The organism is Paenibacillus sp. EZ-K15 (assembly GCF_002573715.1).
Taxonomy (GTDB): domain Bacteria; phylum Bacillota; class Bacilli; order Paenibacillales; family Paenibacillaceae; genus Paenibacillus_AQ.
The window spans coordinates 131,532-149,356 of sequence record NZ_PDHM01000022.1; the positions used below are offsets into that span (position 1 = coordinate 131,532).

Annotated in this window: 12 protein-coding genes; 4 read left to right on the forward strand and 8 right to left on the reverse strand. The window is 52.0% G+C overall.

Annotated elements, in window-relative coordinates:
* Positions 1 to 160 precede the first annotated feature (160 nt).
* Both CRG97_RS27320 and CRG97_RS27325 read right to left on the reverse strand, forming a co-directional pair.
* Positions 161 to 2,428, reverse strand: coding sequence for a YhgE/Pip domain-containing protein (locus CRG97_RS27320; RefSeq protein ID WP_098748777.1), 2,268 nt, complete (start codon positions 2,426 to 2,428; stop codon positions 161 to 163).
* A 197-nt stretch (positions 2,429 to 2,625) separates the two neighbouring features.
* Positions 2,626 to 3,207: a TetR/AcrR family transcriptional regulator gene (locus tag CRG97_RS27325; protein WP_076324739.1), complete on the reverse strand. Its 582-nt coding sequence runs from the start codon at positions 3,205 to 3,207 to the stop codon at positions 2,626 to 2,628.
* A 331-nt stretch (positions 3,208 to 3,538) separates the two neighbouring features.
* On the opposite strand from CRG97_RS27325, the gene CRG97_RS27330 reads away from it, so the two are divergent.
* The gene (locus CRG97_RS27330) at positions 3,539 to 4,714 is read left to right on the forward strand and encodes an MGDG synthase family glycosyltransferase (protein ID WP_098748778.1); all 1,176 of its coding nucleotides are present in this window, start codon (positions 3,539 to 3,541) and stop codon (positions 4,712 to 4,714) included.
* Between the two features lie 98 nt (positions 4,715 to 4,812).
* Here the strand turns inward: CRG97_RS27330 and CRG97_RS27335 are convergent, their stop codons facing one another.
* The 3 genes from CRG97_RS27335 to thpR all read right to left on the reverse strand — a co-directional run bounded on the left by CRG97_RS27335 (position 4,813) and on the right by thpR (position 7,117).
* Positions 4,813 to 5,496 (reverse strand): metal-dependent hydrolase, encoded by a 684-nt coding sequence (locus CRG97_RS27335; RefSeq protein WP_098748779.1) that lies wholly within the window; start codon positions 5,494 to 5,496, stop codon positions 4,813 to 4,815.
* A 42-nt stretch (positions 5,497 to 5,538) separates the two neighbouring features.
* The gene (locus CRG97_RS27340) at positions 5,539 to 6,438 is read right to left on the reverse strand and encodes a cell wall hydrolase (protein WP_098748780.1); all 900 of its coding nucleotides are present in this window, start codon (positions 6,436 to 6,438) and stop codon (positions 5,539 to 5,541) included.
* Between the two features lie 97 nt (positions 6,439 to 6,535).
* A complete protein-coding gene (gene thpR / locus CRG97_RS27345) occupies positions 6,536 to 7,117 on the reverse strand; it encodes an RNA 2',3'-cyclic phosphodiesterase (RefSeq protein WP_202619008.1) in 582 nt (193 codons plus the stop codon).
* Between the two features lie 301 nt (positions 7,118 to 7,418).
* Here thpR and CRG97_RS27350 point away from each other — a divergent pair, with 301 nt between their 5' ends.
* Both CRG97_RS27350 and CRG97_RS27355 read left to right on the forward strand, forming a co-directional pair.
* Positions 7,419 to 8,372: a D-2-hydroxyacid dehydrogenase gene (locus CRG97_RS27350; protein ID WP_098748781.1), complete on the forward strand. Its 954-nt coding sequence runs from the start codon at positions 7,419 to 7,421 to the stop codon at positions 8,370 to 8,372.
* Between the two features lie 181 nt (positions 8,373 to 8,553).
* The gene (locus CRG97_RS27355) at positions 8,554 to 8,865 is read left to right on the forward strand and encodes an MGMT family protein (protein ID WP_098748782.1); all 312 of its coding nucleotides are present in this window, start codon (positions 8,554 to 8,556) and stop codon (positions 8,863 to 8,865) included.
* Between the two features lie 13 nt (positions 8,866 to 8,878).
* Here CRG97_RS27355 and CRG97_RS27360 read toward each other — a convergent pair whose 3' ends face one another.
* From CRG97_RS27360 to CRG97_RS27370, 3 genes are read right to left on the reverse strand one after another with little or no spacing between them, the layout of a single operon-like run.
* Positions 8,879 to 9,859 carry a TRM11 family SAM-dependent methyltransferase gene (locus CRG97_RS27360; RefSeq protein ID WP_098748783.1) on the reverse strand — a complete coding sequence of 327 codons (981 nt, stop codon included), beginning with the start codon at positions 9,857 to 9,859 and terminating at the stop codon, positions 8,879 to 8,881.
* Positions 9,860 to 9,899: 40 nt separating this feature from the next.
* Positions 9,900 to 10,841 (reverse strand): LLM class flavin-dependent oxidoreductase, encoded by a 942-nt coding sequence (locus tag CRG97_RS27365; RefSeq protein ID WP_098748784.1) that lies wholly within the window; start codon positions 10,839 to 10,841, stop codon positions 9,900 to 9,902.
* 24 nt (positions 10,842 to 10,865) lie between these two features.
* Positions 10,866 to 12,281: a deoxyguanosinetriphosphate triphosphohydrolase family protein gene (locus tag CRG97_RS27370; protein ID WP_098748785.1), complete on the reverse strand. Its 1,416-nt coding sequence runs from the start codon at positions 12,279 to 12,281 to the stop codon at positions 10,866 to 10,868.
* Positions 12,282 to 12,865: 584 nt separating this feature from the next.
* Between CRG97_RS27370 and CRG97_RS27375 the strand changes: the two genes are divergently transcribed.
* A complete protein-coding gene (locus CRG97_RS27375) occupies positions 12,866 to 17,821 on the forward strand; it encodes a CBM96 family carbohydrate-binding protein (RefSeq protein ID WP_098748786.1) in 4,956 nt (1,651 codons plus the stop codon).
* The last annotated feature ends 4 nt before the right edge of the window (positions 17,822 to 17,825 follow it).

A 17,825-nucleotide genomic window follows, 5' to 3' on the forward strand; every position in this document is an offset into this window, starting at 1 on the left:
ACCATCCGCTCAGATTTACACTACACCTTCATATTCGAAAGGGGCCTTTTCTTCTTTTAAAACACCCTCCCGCTCCCAACATCTCTTCAAAAAAAAGACTTCCCCGAGATCTGATCGATCTTCAGGGAAGTCCTCTTCCTTCATATAATAGCTATCTTACTTATGCAGTCAACGCTGTATCGGTGTCTGCTGCTTTCTTGCTGTTTCGAGTAGCCAGGAAGTACACGGCGGTCAGTGCCAGGAATACGAGACCGAATCCGGCCAGTACACCAACATTGGCCCACATGCCGTCGAAGCTTCCTGTGGAAATGACGTCCTTGTATCCTTTTACGCTGTAAGTCATCGGCAGAAGCGGATTCAATGCTTTCATCCAGTTCGGAATCAGCTCTACCGGGAACGTGCCTGCGCTTGTTGTCAATTGGAGGATCAGGATAACGATGACGACGAAGCGTCCAGGCTGATCCAGCCATGTTACGAACATTTGCACCAGGAACATGAACGACAAGCTTGTAATGATGGAGAAGAGATAGAAGAGCGGAACGCTCTGTACCTCAAGCTTCAATCCGTACAGCATGACGACCGCTGCCAGCAGCGCTTGAATCAATCCCATGCCGGCAAAGGAGAGCGTACGGCTGACAAACCGGTTCCAGCCCGATGCATTCGGTACCGATGCACTGCGGATTGGCATAATAATTGTACAGAGCAGGGCTCCGACAAACAAACCGAGCGACAGGAAGTATGGTGCGAATCCTGTACCGTAGTTCGGCACTTCGTTCACTTTGTGCTCTTCAACCTGTACCGGACCGGCAAACATGGTGACCGTTTCATCGGTTGTTTTGATATCGCCTGTCTTGTCGGCAGCCTCGTTCAGCTTGCCTGCAAGCTCTCCGCTGCCTTCCTTCAATTCATTCATTCCGTTTACCAGCTCACCAGCTCCGGAATCCAGCTTTTTAGAGCCGTCGGCAAGCGTTGTAACACCACTTCCGAGCTTACCTGCTCCTCCTGCTAGCTGCTGCGTCCCTTGCGAAAGGGTCGCTGCGCCGCTTGCGAGCTGTTTACCGCCAGCTGCCGCTTCGCTCAGCTTCGTGCCGAACAGCTTCATGCCATCAGCCAATTGCTTTTGGCCAGCGCTCAGCTGTTTCGCACCAGCCAGCAGCTCTTGACCGCCAGCTGCGAGCTGTTTGCCGCCTTCAGCCAGCTGGTTCGCTCCTGCGCTCAGCTTGCCAGCGCCTTCCTGCAGCTGCAGCGTGCCTTGATTCAGATCGGCTGCGCCTTGTGCCAGCTGTTTCTGGCCGGCATTCAGCCCGCTTGTGCCAGTGGCAACGGATTGGCTCACGGCCAGCAGCTGCTGAACCTCCGGACTTTGCGCCAGCTCCGGATTGCTTTCAGCCAGCTTCTTCAATCCGTCTGCAACAGCCTTGGCGCCTTGCTCCAAGGAAGCCGTAGCCTCCAGCGATTGATTCAGTCCGGCTTTCAGACTGCTGCTGCCATCATGAGCGCTTTTCGCGCCTGCCGCAAGCTGGGAAGCCCCTGCCTGGTTGGCTTGCAAGCCGTTATTCAGAGTGGTACTGCCGGCTGCGGCAGATTCAATCCCCGCTTGCAGCTTCGCACCACCCTTGCTCGCTTCCTCAGCTCCCGCTTGCAGCTTGCTGTGACCCGCTTTAAGCTGATCCAAGCCGGAAGCGAGGGTGCCCGCTCCTGTGTTCAACTTGCCTGCACCGTTATTCAGTTCCTGCACGCCTTTGGTCAAAGGTGCGATTCCATCCTGAAGCTCCTGTGTGCCACTGACAAGTTTAGCCAGGTTTTCCTTCAGCTTCACTGCGCCATCATCCAGTTTCACGGCACCTTCCGATATCTTGGTCGCGCCGTCTCCCGCTTCGCTCAAGCCATCGGAAACTTTGGCTACTTGATCGAACAGGGTTTCCGTATAGGCTTCCGTCACTTTCGCGGACACCTTGGCCTGAATCTGCTTCACCGCTGATCCACCGATTTGAGCTGCTAGGAAGTTATAGCCTTCATTCGGCTCAAACACAATTTGCGCAGGCTGCGGATGTTCATCCATTAAAGTTGTCGCCTGCTGTGAGAAATTCTCGGGAATGCTGATGGTCATGTAGTATTTGTTATCCTTCATGCCCTGCTCAGCTTCTTGCCGATCAACGAATTGCCAATTAAAATCTTTTCCCTTCTTCAGCTCGGCAACCAAATCCTCGCCAGCGTGAAGCGTCTTTTCTTCAAAAACAGCACCCTGGTCATTATTGACGACCGCAACGGGCAAATCCTCCATCTTTCCGTACGGGTCCCAAAAGGCCCCGAGAAACATACCGCTATACATGACCGGTATGAACAGCACCGCGATGATCGGAATCAGTATTTTTTTATTCCGAACGGCAGCGCCAAGATCTTTTCCAAATACAGATAATGACTTCATCCAGTCTCTCTCCTTTTTTTCTCTAGATAACCAGCCGACATGAATCTGCATTCTCGCAGATCACATTCCAGTACAGAATGACCAATATCCTCATCTAGTCAATTCAGGCCAAAAAAAACGATCCCTGGCAAGGAAGACGATCCCTCAAGCCTAGAGAGTCCGCCTTCCTCATCACGAAGGAGGTTCTTGCATCCTTCTTATGAAGTGGCCTTCAACCCGTTAGCCAAGAACACCATCATATATTCCTTGATCTGTTCCTTGCTCAGCGGCTTGTGAAGCTGATTAAAGTCCGTCGTGAGCGCAACATACAGCTTCAGCATCACGAAGGATACCACTTGAGCATCCAGGGGCTTGAGCTCACCGATCGAGATGGCCTGCTCCACAATCCCCTCGAGATACCCGACGATTCCGTTCTCCACCTTCGTCAACCCTTCATGTGCCTTCGGCGTGCCGATATCCCGCACTTCTTGCGATAGCTTAATGAACAGCTCATGCTCGCTTCGGAATTCAAGCAGCGCATCCAGCACCCGATACAGATTGTCGAAGAAATCTCTGTCCTTCTGGATCTCGCGCTCGGCAATACGTTTCATCTCCATAATGGCCGACAGCAAAATCTCGTCAAACAGTTCGTCCTTATTCGTGAAAAACGTGTAAATCGTACCTTTCCCTACATTCGCAATCTTCGCCACCTGTTCCATCGTCGTCGCTTTATATCCGAACAAAGCAAACGACTTGGAGGCAGCATCTAGCACCTGCTTCCGACGGTCCACAGCTGACATGCTTACCCCTCCTTCTTGATCTTTTAAAATTGGCCTTCATTTCAAAACTGACCAAAATACTTTTTCGGTCATTCGGTCAAAAATCACTTTACCAGATAATCGGATTCATTGCAATATCTTTTCGTTAAATTTTTTAATATTTTATATGCAGGGTTCAAATCTGATCATGACGTCTAAGGTAAGGGTACACTCTGACTCCCGGCCGTAAAATAATTGAAATGCTTTTCCCTTTGGCGCGTATACTTATGATGCATACTCTTTTTTTTCGCGCCGCTCTTCAAAAAATGATTCCTGTTTTGTAAGATAGAGGGAGAAAGAAGTAGGTGAAACCATGCGATATACAAGAGTGCTCCTCTTTTCCGAGGGTTTCGGCACAGGACATACGCAAGCAGCGTATGCGCTGGCTGAAGGTATACAACGGATGAATCCCGGCATCCACAGCCGTGTCATTGAGCTCGGTAATTTTTTAAATCCAACCGTGGGGCCGTTAATTTTATCCGCTTATCGAAAAACCGTCAGCACCCGCCCGCGCCTTGTCGGCATGCTGTACCGTTCGCAATATAAGAAATCGTTAAACCGTCTGACGCGGCTCGCGCTGCACCGGATATTCTATGCGCAGGCCCAGCAGGTCATCGAGCAGCTGAAACCGGATCTCATCATATGTACCCACCCCTTTCCTAACGCTGTGGTCTCCCGCCTGAAGCGTCAGGGGCTTGAGGTTCCGCTCTATACGCTGATTACCGACTATGATGCCCATGGCACCTGGGTCAATCCGGAAGTGGATGAATATCTCGTATCAACACCTCATGTGAAACAGCTGCTGCTGCTGCGGGACATTCAGCCCGAATACATCCATGTGACCGGTATTCCGGTGCATCCCAAGTTCTGGGAAAGGGGTAATCGAGAAGCGCTTCAAGCCGAGCTTCAACTAAAGAACATGCCAACCGTGCTGATTATGGGAGGCGGTTGGGGTCTCGTATTCAACAAGGAGCTGCTCAGCAAGCTGGCCAGCAGGGCCGATGATATCCAGCTGGTCTTCTGTATGGGACAGAACGAGAAGTTGGTTGCCAGCATGCGCGAAGACCCGATCTTTCAGCATCCCAACATTCATGTTCTCGGTTATCGTGACGATATACATAAACTTATGGAAGTGTCCGATTTGCTCATTACGAAGCCAGGCGGGATGACGTGTACAGAGGGAGCTGCCAAGGGAATTCCTATGCTGTTCTATGAGCCTATTCCGGGACAGGAAGAAGTGAATTCCCATTTCTTTGTCAGCGAAGGCTATGCGGAAATTTTGGACTCTCCTGCCGTGATCGACAAATGGCTGAACCTGCTGTCCGATCATTATGATCAGGTAAGTAAGAAACGTAACGGAGCAGGCCGGCGTCGCATACCGCATCTGGAGCCCGACCACTGTGCCAGCCAGGTGATGGGATTGCTGACCGAAGGACACATGCCCGGTAATCGTGAAGATCCCGTCAAACTGTTGGCGGACCAGCCCTAATATCTATAGCATGTTCTATAATTCCCGCTTTTGAACTTTCACCCCAAAAAAGCTTCCCTGTCTTCGTGACAAGGAAGCTTTTTCCATGAACAATCCATCTATATTTCCAGCGTTTCTCCAGCCTTTAATGGATGACCCTGAATGCCTGTTTTGGCTAGTTCGCCGCAAAAGGCCCCAGCGTCCTGTTTAATGCCCGGGAACGTGTCATAATGGACTGGGATGACATGCTTCGCACGAATCCACTGTGCGGCCAGCAGGGCGTCCTGTGGTCCCATCGTCAATAAATCTCCAATTGGCAGCGCAGCTGCATCAATTTGGTTCATCTCTCCGATTAAGCGCATATCGCCAAACAAACTCGTATCGCCTGCATGATAGAACGTTTTGCTGCCCATCGTCAGAATGACGCCACCAGGCTGCCCTGCATAGATCCAGGTGTCCCCTACCGAAATGGATGAAGAATGAAAGGCTGGGGTAAACTTCACCTTAAAGCCATCGAATTGCGCGCTTCCGCCGATGTTCATCCCATGGGATTTGGCACCCAGGCTGCCGCAATACACGGCGAGTTCATAGACCGCGATAATCGGGCAATCATTCTGTTTCGCAATCTCGATACAATCGCCAAAATGATCGGAGTGCCCATGCGTCAGCACAACCGCATCCACCTTTACGTCTTTGGGCTCGATGCCTGAGCCTGGATTCCCTGATAGCAGCGGGTCGATGATCACACGAACTCCGCCTTCTTCCACCAAAATGCTAGAATGGCCGTAATACGTAATATTCATGCTTAAACACACCTCCTACATCATAGTTTACCCATACAGGCACTACTTGTAAAAAGAGTGATTTCCTATTTTTTTAACGAACGTTCTTGAATGATGTACCGTCAGGTCCTGAGCCAGCTTCAAAGACAGGAAGAAGTACGTATCGTCCTTTACCTCTTTTTGACCATGAAGTGCCGCATTCACGGATTTAATCGTCTCTTTGTTCGGATTGACACGTTTAAGACGCCCGTTCGCTACAGGACTAAATTGGTGTTTTTGATAGATGACATCGGTAATCGTATCGGGAAAATTAGCTGACCGCAGCCGGTTTAAGACAACGTTAGCAACTGCTACTTTGCCTTCGTACGGTTCGCCTTCCGCCTCTGCCATGACAATCTTCTGGAGCAGAAGCAGTTCTTCAGCTGACAAATCATAGGTCCAGGTCGCTTTGGCTTTCTGATCCTGGGTTAACGTATTTGTTCTTGTGAAGAATAAAGTTGTGGGGGGTGATAAGCTTTCAGTCTGAGATTTGACGACATGCGTCCCCTTTTGTTTTGCCGGTTTCCCGTCCGCAGTCTGAGATTTCGATGGTTTCTTTTTCTCATCTGCAGTCTTCAATGCTTGTTGCGAGTTCCAATATCCGTTTTCAGCCAAACCTATGCCTTTTGCGCTTGAAAAAGCATGACTCTTGCTCCCCGGCTTATTCCACTCTTGGAAAACAATTGAAGACAAAATATTGACAGGTTCCCTATCCTGCTTGGTACTCGCCTCTTTTACGAAGAGATCAGGGTCATTTACAGAAGCCGGTGCAGCCGTCACAAACTTCGGCATATCCTGCTGCTGTTCTTCCCCTTTCGTTGTCTTTGTCTGCATTCCAAGTAAACTTATAAGAGACAAACTCACAAAGAGCGCTCCGATGAGCAGCGCAACCCAGCGATTTTGCCGTAGCACTTTCATAACCATATTTTTCCTCCTATGATGTCGGCACATTCCTACACTATGTAACCACATTTTTAGGCGTTGAAAACATGGTAATTTTATGAACATTCTATTTTCAATTTCAGAAAAATGTCGAAAGCCGCGCCACACCTACTGTTTCGTACATCGGACTTGCATGCAAATTTGTTCGAAAAAGAACGAGTTGCTGCACTTCCCACTGGATGGGTTTGGGTCCTGTTCCGATAACATCCAATGAAAATTTTTGATTTCCTTGAAATTTCCGGCCAATCGTAATATGCGGACGAAAGGGTCTCTCCTCCGGTACAAATCCGAAAGCCTCCATCCTCGATACCACCGATTGCTGAAGCTGAGACAGAGCATTCAAATCCCCGCCGACTCCCGCCCATAAAATTCTTGGCGAGGCGCTTGCCCCGAACACGCCGGCATCATAAAGGCCAAGCCTGAAGGGCTTATGCTCCTTGGCGACTTCCTGCAGCGCCGCTGTAAGCTCCGCTATGCGATTTGACGGCGTATCGCCTAGAAACTGTAAGGTAATGTGGTAATCCTGCGGATGAACCCATTTTTTGAAATTCACTTGCTCCCTCAATGTTTCCGTCCAATCCTGAATCCGGGAAGACACCTCGGAAGGCAGATGTACGGCAACAAATAAACGATCCATAGCTCCCTCAGCCGAATGGCTCAACTAAGACACTTCCTTCCAATCCTCTTTTATCCTAAGCAGCCACCGGCTGCTATAAGCACCATGTTTTCACGGTTCGTTTATAGTTTGAGCAATGTTACCTGAAAATAGTATGAGGGTACATCAAATTCGCCTAAAAATATGATGAAGCTTCAATTTACCATAAAACGAACAATAATTCATGTACAAATTTACCAATCTCGATAGTTCGTCCATGCGCAAAGTTATGATTTCTGATAATATGTTCCCAAAGAGCGTTACGCTTTTATTCTGGTTTATATCACATTCCTTAGGAGGTAGCACCATGCCGAAAATCGTTGCCATACACGACTTAACCACCGAACAACAGCAAAAAATCAAGGATATCGCCCCTGACTACGAGCTGCTGGTCACAAAAGCGAAAGAGCTTACGCCAAGTATCGTTCAGGATGCCGAAATCATGATCGGCTGGTCACGCTCCATACAGGAGGATATATTGTCTGCCGACAGCAAACTGAAATGGATTCAAGCATGGTCAGCCGGTGTGGATAAAATGCCGCTCAAAGAGCTCGAAGAAAAGGGCATTCAGCTTACCAATGCCAGCGGCGTACATAGCGTTCCAATCACGGAGCATGTTTTTGCGATGATTCTGGCCTTCACGCGCAACCTTCATCTCGCCATTCGACAGCAATCGAACAACAAATGGGATACGTCCGGCACGTTCACGGAATTGGCAGGCAAAACCATCGTCATCGTCGGCGTCGGCCAGATCGGCAGTCATACGGCGCGCGTGGCCCAAGCGTTCGGTATGCGGACCGTCGGGGTCCGTCATTCCGGCAAGTCCGATCCTTATGTGGAAGCGATGTATAAGGTCGATCAGCTTGATGAAGCGCTGGCGGAAGGCGATTATATCGTGAACATCCTTCCCCTCACCGATGATACCCGTGGACTGTTCAATAAAGCAAGATTCTCGGCGATGAAGGACTCCGCCTTTTTCGTTAACGTAGGCCGGGGTCAAACCGTAGTAACCGAAGACATGATTCAGGCACTTCAATCCGGGTCATTGGCGGGTGCGGGACTGGATGTGTTCGAGGAAGAACCGCTTCCGTCAGACCATCCGCTGTGGACCATGGAGAACGTCATCATGACCCCTCATATGGCGGGCGATACGGATCGCTACGGCGAGCGTGCCGTGGATATTTTCCTGGAAAATTTACAGAGCTATGTAAGCGGTAAGCCGCTGTCCCGAAATGTAATCGACTATAGCAAGTCGTACTAAGACCAGGTAACAAGTTCTTAAATACAGCTTTAATCCTGCTCTCAAAAGGAGCTAAGATCTTGCAACAAAGACCACAAGATCTATACTACAAAAGGAACGTCCCGAGGTTTTCATTTTCACACCTTCCGGGACGCCCCTTTTTATTTTTTACTACTTTTATACGCAATGGGAGAGAGAATCGATGCAACCGTATACGGAACGTGTAATTGAAGTGATCCGGAGCATTCCGGAAGGATATGTCATGACGTATGGACAAGTGGCCAGACTGGCTGGTAGCCCAAGGGGCGCCCGTCAAGTCGTCAGAATACTTCACACCCTCAGTCACATTCACAAGCTGCCTTGGCACCGCGTCGTCAACGCAAAAGGAGAGATCGCCATCAAGGACGATGAATCCAGGCTCATGCAGGAGCTGTATCTCCAGGACGAAGGCGTTGTCGTCAATCCCAAAGGTATCATTGATTTAGAGAAATATCGTTATGATCCTGCGGAATAGATAATATGCCCTATTATTCGCACAACCAAATATCCCTTACAAAACTCCCCTTGCGGGTCGTGCAATGACGCAGGACCTTCCAGCCCGTATTCATCAGCTGCTCGCGTAATGGCTCTGTGCTGACGATGACAGCTCGATCTGACAACCGACGTAAGCTATGCAGCATCTGCAACTTCTCTTCCTCCGGGAAAACGGAACACAGATTATACGGCAGGTCCAGGATCGCGGCATCATAATGACCTTGCAATGTATTCATATCCTGAATGGCAACTTTGTTATCATCGTAACCGTAGTGCCTCAGATTCACCCTCGCTCCCCGAATGGCAAGCGGATTGATGTCATGACCCTCGGCCGCGATTCCCATCGACAACGACTCGATCAATACATTTCCCATGCCGCAGCAGGGGTCCAGGAGCGTGACTCCGCCTAACCGAGGAACTGCCAGGTTGACCAATGCCCTCGCGATCCGCGAGCTGAGGCCTGTGGAGTAATTTTGCGGCTTCTGTTTATGATTCAGCCATGCACGTTCAGGTTCATGAAGAATTCCCAATCTCCAGATGTCGCCTGTGGACACCATACCGAACGTGACATCCGGAGCTTTCATATGTGCGGTTCCTGTTATTTGGCGGCCGACCATCCGTTCATACCCGCGTGATTGTTCATAACTGAATCGATCCCCCGCCTTGAGACAGACGACTTTGAAGGTCGCATTATTAAGGTGAATGCGGCCTGCTTGCTCGGCGATTCGTTCGATGGATTCTCCAGTTATCCTGACATCGATGCAGGCCGATAAGAACGGGCTCCGATCCGGATCAACCCATAACTCGCTTTCCAGCCAATCCTCACCGTCAGGCTCATGACCGAACAGCTCCGTCAGCTCCATCAAGCACAGCTCTCGCTCCGTTTCATGACAGGCATAAGTATACAGATAAGAGGATTTATCGCTTATGTAGAGCGGACCAAAGGTCATATCATAGTCGTTTAAATTCATCATTGATTTCGTCTCTCTTCTATTATATATGTGCAGCAGTTGACTACTGCTCCATTAACAGCCGATAGGATTCCAGCCGTGCATTGTAATCACTTACCGGCGTGACGATCAGGAATTCGTCACATCCGTACTGCTCTGCCATATGCTGCAGTCTGTTTCGCACACTTGCAGGCGTACCGATGATAAGCCGCTGGGATGGGCCTGACGAATCGGAACCAGACGGGTCTGCGGGCACGGTGCGCTGCCCTGGTCGGGGAATTTGCGTTGCAAGCTTCTTTGCCTGTTCCTCCGTCTCCGCGCATACCACGTTTACCGCCACCATCGTTTGTGGTTCTTGTAAGTGAGCGCTTGGCTGAAAAGCTACCCTATAAGATTCGAGAACCTCCGCCCCGTCCGTATCGCTCATAAACTGTCCGAACACGTAGCCCGTCCCGAATTCGGCCGCATAACCCGCGCTCTTCTTATTCGTACCGAGCATCCACATCACGGGCGGAGTTACAGGCACCGGTTTCGCTGCTACCGGCACGTCTTCATAGCGGTACCGATCCTCTAGCAGTTCGGTCAAAGCCCGAATCCGCTGCGGCAAATCCGCCACATGACCCAGGAAATTCCCGCTAAGCGCCATGCTCGTATGCGCCGAACCACCCGGCGCCCGCCCGATCCCGAGATCGATGCGTCCGGGATACAGCGCTGCCAGCATGCGGAAATTCTCCGCCACCTTCAGCGGGCTGTAGTGGGGTAGCAGCACGGCCCCGGAGCCGAGCCGGATGCGCGTTGTCCTGGCGCCGATATGAGATAGCAAAATCTCGGGCGACGCACAGGACAGATGCACCAGATCATGATGCTCCGCCGCCCAGTAACGCCCGTAGCCCCATGCTTCCACTTTTTGGGCCAGTGTCACTGCCTGCTGCAAGGCCTCTTCGAACGAGCTCTCTCCCAAACGCGGGACCAGATCAAGCACGCTCAATTTCAATTGGCTATTCATGCAATCCCCCTTGTTCCGCCGATCCTAATCCAAATCATAGATCGAACCTACCTTGAGTCCATATAACTCGTTATAGATTTTCTCGGCAAAAGCGTCCGTCATCCCTGCGATATAATCAATCACCATATGCTCCCACGTCCAGATCGGCTGGGCCCGCTTCTGATCCGCTTCATAGCGCTGAAGCCAGTCGGACGGAATGATCGCCGTTGAGGCTACAGGATCCAGAAAAGCATCCCACAAGCGCTTGATGATCCATTCGCTGCGTTTTTGCAGGCGCTGCACCCGCAGGTCGCGAATCATGGTCACCCAGGCAAAACTCTTCAGGACGCTGACCGTACGCAGCATATCCTCGTCTTCCACGCCGTCTTTGACAAACGTCACCTTTTTCCAATCCCCGTTCGTAATCACGCCCAAGCTGCCTACAAACAGGCTGACCCAGTAGGCCTTAACCTCCCGCCGGGTACGGGAATAGTCATTCTCGCAGGTCGGCATCTTCTCATTCCAGATTTTCAGAAACTCATCCAGCACCGTATCCACCTTCGGATGAATCTGCTCTTTGGTCCATCCCTTCCATACCTCGTCTTCCAGCGTCATGATCTTCTGCACGATCAGTTTGTTCAGATGACTATCCCGCAAAAAGTGTTCATGCACCTCGATCTTCCCAGCTTTGATGCCATCCTCCAGATCATGCGCGGAATAGGCGATGTCATCACAAAGATCCATCAGCTGCGCTTCGAGCGTTCGATGCGTGCCGGGAATTTGCCACTCCTTCCGAATCTGGGAGATGTATTCCCATTCATGCCGGTACATCCCCTTGTGATTATCCAACCCGGAGAACGGATATTTATTGATGCCAAGCAGCACCGCATCGGACAGATTGAGTCCGTTGACATTCTCTCTTTTCTCCAAAAACATGATCAGCCGAAAATTGTGCGCATTCCCTTCGAAATGCTCATATTTACGCCGCATCACCTGCTGTACCTCTGCTGCCCGCTCCGGTGTCGGCGTACCTGGCTGACGCGTCAGTTCCTTCTCAGTCCTGCGGTCAATGAGCTTCTCCAGAATACCCTGCAGCACCTCTTCGCCCTTATGGCCGAATGGAGGATGCCCGAAATCATGGGCGATCGCCGCGCATTCTACCACCTCGGGGTCAATCATCAGTCCGGCGTTTTCCGCCTGGTCCGGCATCACTTCGGGATAATTGCGGCTCAAACTCCGTGCCGCTTCGCGCGCAATCTGCGCCACCTCAAGCGAATGCGTTAAGCGCGTCCGGTAGTAATCGCCGGTGCCGGCACCGAATACCTGTGATTTTCCTTGCAGCCGGCGGAACGTCGGCGAATGGATCAGGCGCGAATAATCCCGCTCGTATACCGCGCGTGAAGCATCCGACTTCGTTTGCTCCGGATATTGGCGATGCTCTCTAAGCTCCTTCAGTGTCATTTATCCCACTCCTGTTTTATCTGTATAGGGTCGATTCGGAATCGTTCGTTCTTATGATTATATGCCATACGGCAGCTGAAAGAAAAATGTTATTCCCAAGTTAAGCCGTCCCCTCTCTGTATACCCGAATTGTCACATCGGTTATCCGTTAAGCACGATATTCCCGTCAGGGTGATGGATGGAGCAAAACATTTAAAAGATAATTGCAATCTCCACTGCGCTATTTTCACACCCTCGAGAGGGTATAAGCATCAAGGAACCCACCATTATGTAAAAACACCAAGCGCTTATAGGATTAACACAAGACCTGTGCGCACATTCTTGCTACGTTGTTAGGTAAGCGCTGTCATTTTCCTTTTTGAAGCGCGCCACGGAAAGGAGGGAAATGATATTTCATAAGAGTCATAAAGCAAATCCGATACCACCCCGGATCAGTCCGACCATGTTAAAGCCACCTTCTTCTCCTATACCCACATGCACCCCAAACATTCATTGGCCTTCTTATGCCTGGGGCAGTCAAGCGCCTGCTCTCGGGTTTTCTTAAACACGCTTCAATCACAAATTGAAAAGCGAGGGATGGAACGTTGAAGAAGACACTTAACCGAATCTCATGCCTAATCCTCTGCCTGCTGATCACCATAAGCATCATGGCATCCCCAGGGCAGCTTCGTGCCGTATCTGCACAATCGGTTTCAGAATTCGATCTTGCGGATGAATCTTTTGCACCGAATTCCGATCCCCTACCGGAACCAGAAGGGCCAGATATTCTCTTCTTCTCCGATAACTTTGATTCGGACCGCTACGGAACCACGGGCGGCGTCGTGATTCCGCTGCCATGGGTTCAGACCGGGGATGGCGGGAGTAAAGCCAAAACCTCCGTATCCAGCAGCGCTCCGTCCACGCCGAACCTTATGAAGATCGATGTGACCGACTCGGTCTATCTGCCCGTCAATACGACGGGTTATGGCAATATCAAGCTGAGCTATTATACAAGAGCTTCATCCTATGTCAGCGGAAGCATTGTGGCCGAATGGTCAGGCGACGGCGGCGTAACCTGGAGCACGCTGGAGGATTTCAAGCTTGCCCCCGGAACGCCCGAAGCGCCGCGCAGCGAATCCAACACGTTGAAAACCTGGACGCTGCCCCCTGAGGCTAACAGTAACCCAAACGTACAAATCCAGTTTCGGGTAGGTGATCCGATGAACGCCAACATGTACATCGACAGCATCTCGCTGTCCGGTCAGGCCATACCGGGCATACCGCCTGCGGTCGATCCTGTGCCTGAACCCCCGCCGACCGAAACGGGCCCGTACCCTGCGCCGGAAGGCGTAACCCTCTATGAGGACGTTTTGATCGGCAAAGCCGGCGATCGGGATCTCTTCACGTCCATTGCCGTTCCGAGCACCCCGCCAGCCGAGCCTATGCCGGTCATGATCTACATTCACGGCGGAGGCTGGAATAAAGGCGACCGCAAAAACGCTCTCGGCAGCATCTGCAACTATGTCCTTAAACGCGGGTACATCGGCGTTTCCTTAAGCTACCGGCTAACCCCCGAAGCGCCTTACCCGGCCCAGATTCAAGACGTGAAGCTGGCCATTCGGTATCTTCGTGCCCATGCCGAGCAATATCACATCGATCCGAGCCGGATCGGCGTTTGGGGCACTTCGGCGGGAGGGCATCTCGCTTCCCTGCTTGGAACGACCGGAGACCTGACCATGGAGGATACGGTCACGCTGGATACTGGAGATACGGTGCATCTTCCTGATATCGAAGGCGCAGGAGGCTGGCCGGAATACTCCACCAAGGTGCAAGCGGTGGTGGACTGGTACGGACCGGCAGACTTCACGACCGATTTTGCCGACCGTTACAGCTCGGTCACAAAGCTGCTCGGTGGGCATAACGCCCTGTCCGTCCCGATTGAGGCTCGGCTTGCCATGCCGGGGACGTATGCCACTCCCGATGATCCGCCGTTCTGGATCCGGCACGGTGACGCGGACGCCACCATCCCTTACACCGACAGCGTGACATTCGCGGATCAATTGACAAGCGCCGGTGTTCCGGTCGTGGATTTTGAGATCGTGCCCGGCCAGGGTCATGGTTTTACCGGAGAAGCCAAGTCAACCGCAGAAGCGGAAGCTTGGGCCTTCATGGCGCAGCATGTAAAAAATCTTGAGGTAACGACGCCGATCCTCTACAAAGAAGGTTATACGCCTCCTGATCCGACAGACCCGACAGATCCCACAGATCCTTCACCGGGCATTCCCGTTGAGGTTGGGCGTTTGGAGCCCTCGGACGATGCCTTGATCGACAGTTCTAAACCGGACACCAATATCGATTCCGCTACAGGCACAAGCATCGGCCTTTTTAGCGTATCGTCCGGTACAACCAACAAAAAGGTTGTCTATTTCAAATTCGATGCTTCCACCCTGAGCGATCCGGACTACCGCTACGAATTCCAGGTCGCCGCGAAAAAAGGCACCAGCAACACGGACCTGGAGCTCTCCCTCTACGGGATCGAGAATACAGCCTGGAACGAAAGCGAGCTGACCTGGAACAATGCGCCCACGAATAGCCTCGATCCGGCCACTTATGTGGGGTCGTTTACGGTAAAGGCCGAGAATAGCGGGCGCCCGGAGGTGTACAGCGTCGATGTGACGGACTATGTCCGCAGTCATCTAGCAGAAGGCAGCGTATCGTTTCTCCTTGCAGATGCGAGCCATACCGGTGTCAGCGTCAATATCTATAGCAAAGAAGCCAACGGCTCCAGCAATCCAAGACCTGCGCTGGTCGTAAGCGAGTTGGTGGATTCCAGTCAGGATAATACGCCACCGTCCTGGCCGGACGGAAGCCGTCTGTCCATCGCCAGCATTGGCGAAGATTATGTGCACTTGGCATGGCCGACGGCGGAAGACAACAAGTTGGTTGCGAAGTATAACGTTTATCAAAACGATGTCAAAGTAACGGAGCTACGCTCCGACATCACCCGCTATGAAACGGAAGGACTGTCTCCGCACACGGAGTACAGCTATAAGGTCGAGGCCGTGGATGCCGCCGGAAATGTCAGTCCGGTTCCGCTGACGTTGTCGATTACGACGCTTGGCGCACCCTTAGCACCTTGGCCTGTGGTCTCAGTCACGGCAAGCGGCAGCGACGGCAACATCGAGGATAATACCCTGGACCAGAATCTGTACACCCGCTGGTCAGCGGCCGGTGACGGTCCGTGGATCATGTACGATCTGGGCGAGACCCGGGACATCGGCTATCTTGGCATCGCCTTCTACAAAGGGGATGTTCGCGCGACGCAGATCGATATCGAAACCTCCGATGACGGAGTAACCTGGTCTCCCCTCTTCAACGATTCGAGCAGCGGAACCACCACCGCGATGCAGCCATTTAACGTCCCGGACACAAACGCCCGGTACGTCAAGCTGATCGGGCGCGGAAATTCGGACGGCAGTGCCTACACGAGTCTGACGGAAGTCCATATCTATCCGCCTTTTGCTAACGGGGATACGCCTGTGGCGATAATACCGGATTTTGTACCGCAGCCGCCGGAGGGGACAGTTCCTTTTACCGCTCCCGGCATGAAAAATGCGGACGGGAGCGACCATCCGGTGCATCAGGCCTTTGCTGCAACCGGAAGGACACTGAACGTAGTCGATTACGGAGCCAATCCTGCGGACAATGATTCGGACGATCGACCGGCGATTCAGCGTGCAATTGATGAGGCGCTCCCTGGAGACGAGGTGTTCTTCCCTAATGGCGTATACAACTTAAACAGTACGCCGGATGGCCTGACCAATCTGATACTGAAATCGAAGGTCAATTTACGGGGGGAGAGCCAGAACGGCGCGATCCTCAAGACTTCGCTGAACAAGGTTCGGAACAGTACGATGCTTAGATCCGCCAAGCAGCATGATCTAACCATCTCCAACCTGACGCTGACATCTGCTTGGGAGGGTCAATATACGACGGATCATAGAATTAACAATCCGGATGCCGGCGGCCCCGACATGATGATCATTGCCGCCAATTATGGCGAGGCGCCTTCGTACAACATCACGATCGACAGCGTGACGATCGAAAAATTCAGCCGCATGGGGGTCCGCATTGAGAACAGCCATGATATCGTCGTCCGCAACACCACGTTCCGAAATGCCACGGATCTTGGACCTGGTGGTGCCGGATACGGCGTATCCATTCAGGGCGTACCGAAGGTCGACCGCAACGGTTTTGCCAATGATACCCGGTGGAATCTGGTCGAGGACTCTTCCTTCGAGGGGCCTTATCTTCGTCACGGGGCACTCATTCAATATGTGGCCCATAACAATGTGGTTCGGCACAATGAATTCCACCAGGTCCGGCTGGATGCGATTGATCTGCATGGGGAGCTGGAGTATTTTAACGAGATCCACGATAACCTGATCACCGACATGCCGTATGGCGGCGGCATCGGCATCGGGAATACCGGGGGGACCGCCCCGACCAATCACAGCAAATCCGGCCCGCAAAACTATATCCACGACAACACGATCCGCAATACGCGGGAAGGCATCGTCGTATCGATGGGCTCGCCGGATACCATCATTGAGAACAACCGAATCGAAAATACCGTCGACATTCCGGATGCCGCCGGCATCAACATTTTGAACGGTCCGGGCACGATCATCAAAGGCAACACGATCCGCCAGAACACCGCCGAGCATTATTGGGGTATCCTGCTCGAGCACGACAACGGGGACACCAACGCGGGCGGCATCGGAGCTGGAGACCCGGAGAACGTGCAGATTCTGGACAATATCTTCACCGGCAACAGCAACGGAATTCAGCTCCAGACAGGCAAGAATATCAAGCTACGCGGCAATACGCTGGACAATATCGGCGAGAACTTCACGGCGGCACCTGGCGTCACGTATACCGATCTCACCGTGGGCCTGGAGTACAGCACGACGGCCCCGACGAATGGAGACGTTGTTGCAGCCTTGGTGTCGAAGCGTCCAATTATCGTTACCAATAACGGCGGCTCTCCTACTTACAATTTTACGGAGAACGGTTCATTTACCTTCGAATATGCGGATGAGGACGGCAACAAGGGGACAATGACGGCTACCGTATCGAACATCGATAAAATCGCTCCGGTGCTGAAGGTTACACTCTCACCTTCCGTATTAAAGGCTCCGAACCACAAAATGGTCGATATTCATGCTGACCTCGAATCTAGCGATGAAGGCTCTGGCGTCGTGTCAATCACTCTAACCTCCATTACCGTGGAAAGTGCGGACGGCAAGGGAAATAGCGGAGATATTCAAGAGAACTTGAACGGGAAAGATAAGGACACGGGTAACAGTGAAAGCAAAGACAATCGAGGCGATCGGGGACCGGATATTCAGAATGCCGAATTCGGAACCCATGACACTCATTTCCAGCTGCGAGCGGAGAAATCGGTACGCGGTCAAAGCCGAATCTACACGGTGACTTATACCGTTACGGACCATGCGGGGAATCAAGCGCAGGCGGTGGGGACGGTGAGGGTGAAGTAAGATA

Excerpts from the sequence above, each read along its gene's own strand:
- CRG97_RS27320 (WP_098748777.1), bottom strand. The coding sequence starts at position 2,428 with ATGAAGTCATTATCTGTATTTGGAAAAGATCTTGGCGCTGCCGTTCGG.
- CRG97_RS27325 (WP_076324739.1), bottom strand. The coding sequence starts at position 3,207 with ATGTCAGCTGTGGACCGTCGGAAGCAGGTGCTAGATGCTGCCTCCAAG.
- CRG97_RS27330 (WP_098748778.1), top strand. The coding sequence starts at position 3,539 with ATGCGATATACAAGAGTGCTCCTCTTTTCCGAGGGTTTCGGCACAGGA.
- CRG97_RS27335 (WP_098748779.1), bottom strand. The coding sequence starts at position 5,496 with ATGAATATTACGTATTACGGCCATTCTAGCATTTTGGTGGAAGAAGGC.
- CRG97_RS27340 (WP_098748780.1), bottom strand. The coding sequence starts at position 6,438 with ATGGTTATGAAAGTGCTACGGCAAAATCGCTGGGTTGCGCTGCTCATC.
- CRG97_RS27350 (WP_098748781.1), top strand. The coding sequence starts at position 7,419 with ATGCCGAAAATCGTTGCCATACACGACTTAACCACCGAACAACAGCAA.
- CRG97_RS27355 (WP_098748782.1), top strand. The coding sequence starts at position 8,554 with ATGCAACCGTATACGGAACGTGTAATTGAAGTGATCCGGAGCATTCCG.
- CRG97_RS27360 (WP_098748783.1), bottom strand. The coding sequence starts at position 9,859 with ATGATGAATTTAAACGACTATGATATGACCTTTGGTCCGCTCTACATA.
- CRG97_RS27365 (WP_098748784.1), bottom strand. The coding sequence starts at position 10,841 with ATGAATAGCCAATTGAAATTGAGCGTGCTTGATCTGGTCCCGCGTTTG.
- CRG97_RS27370 (WP_098748785.1), bottom strand. The coding sequence starts at position 12,281 with ATGACACTGAAGGAGCTTAGAGAGCATCGCCAATATCCGGAGCAAACG.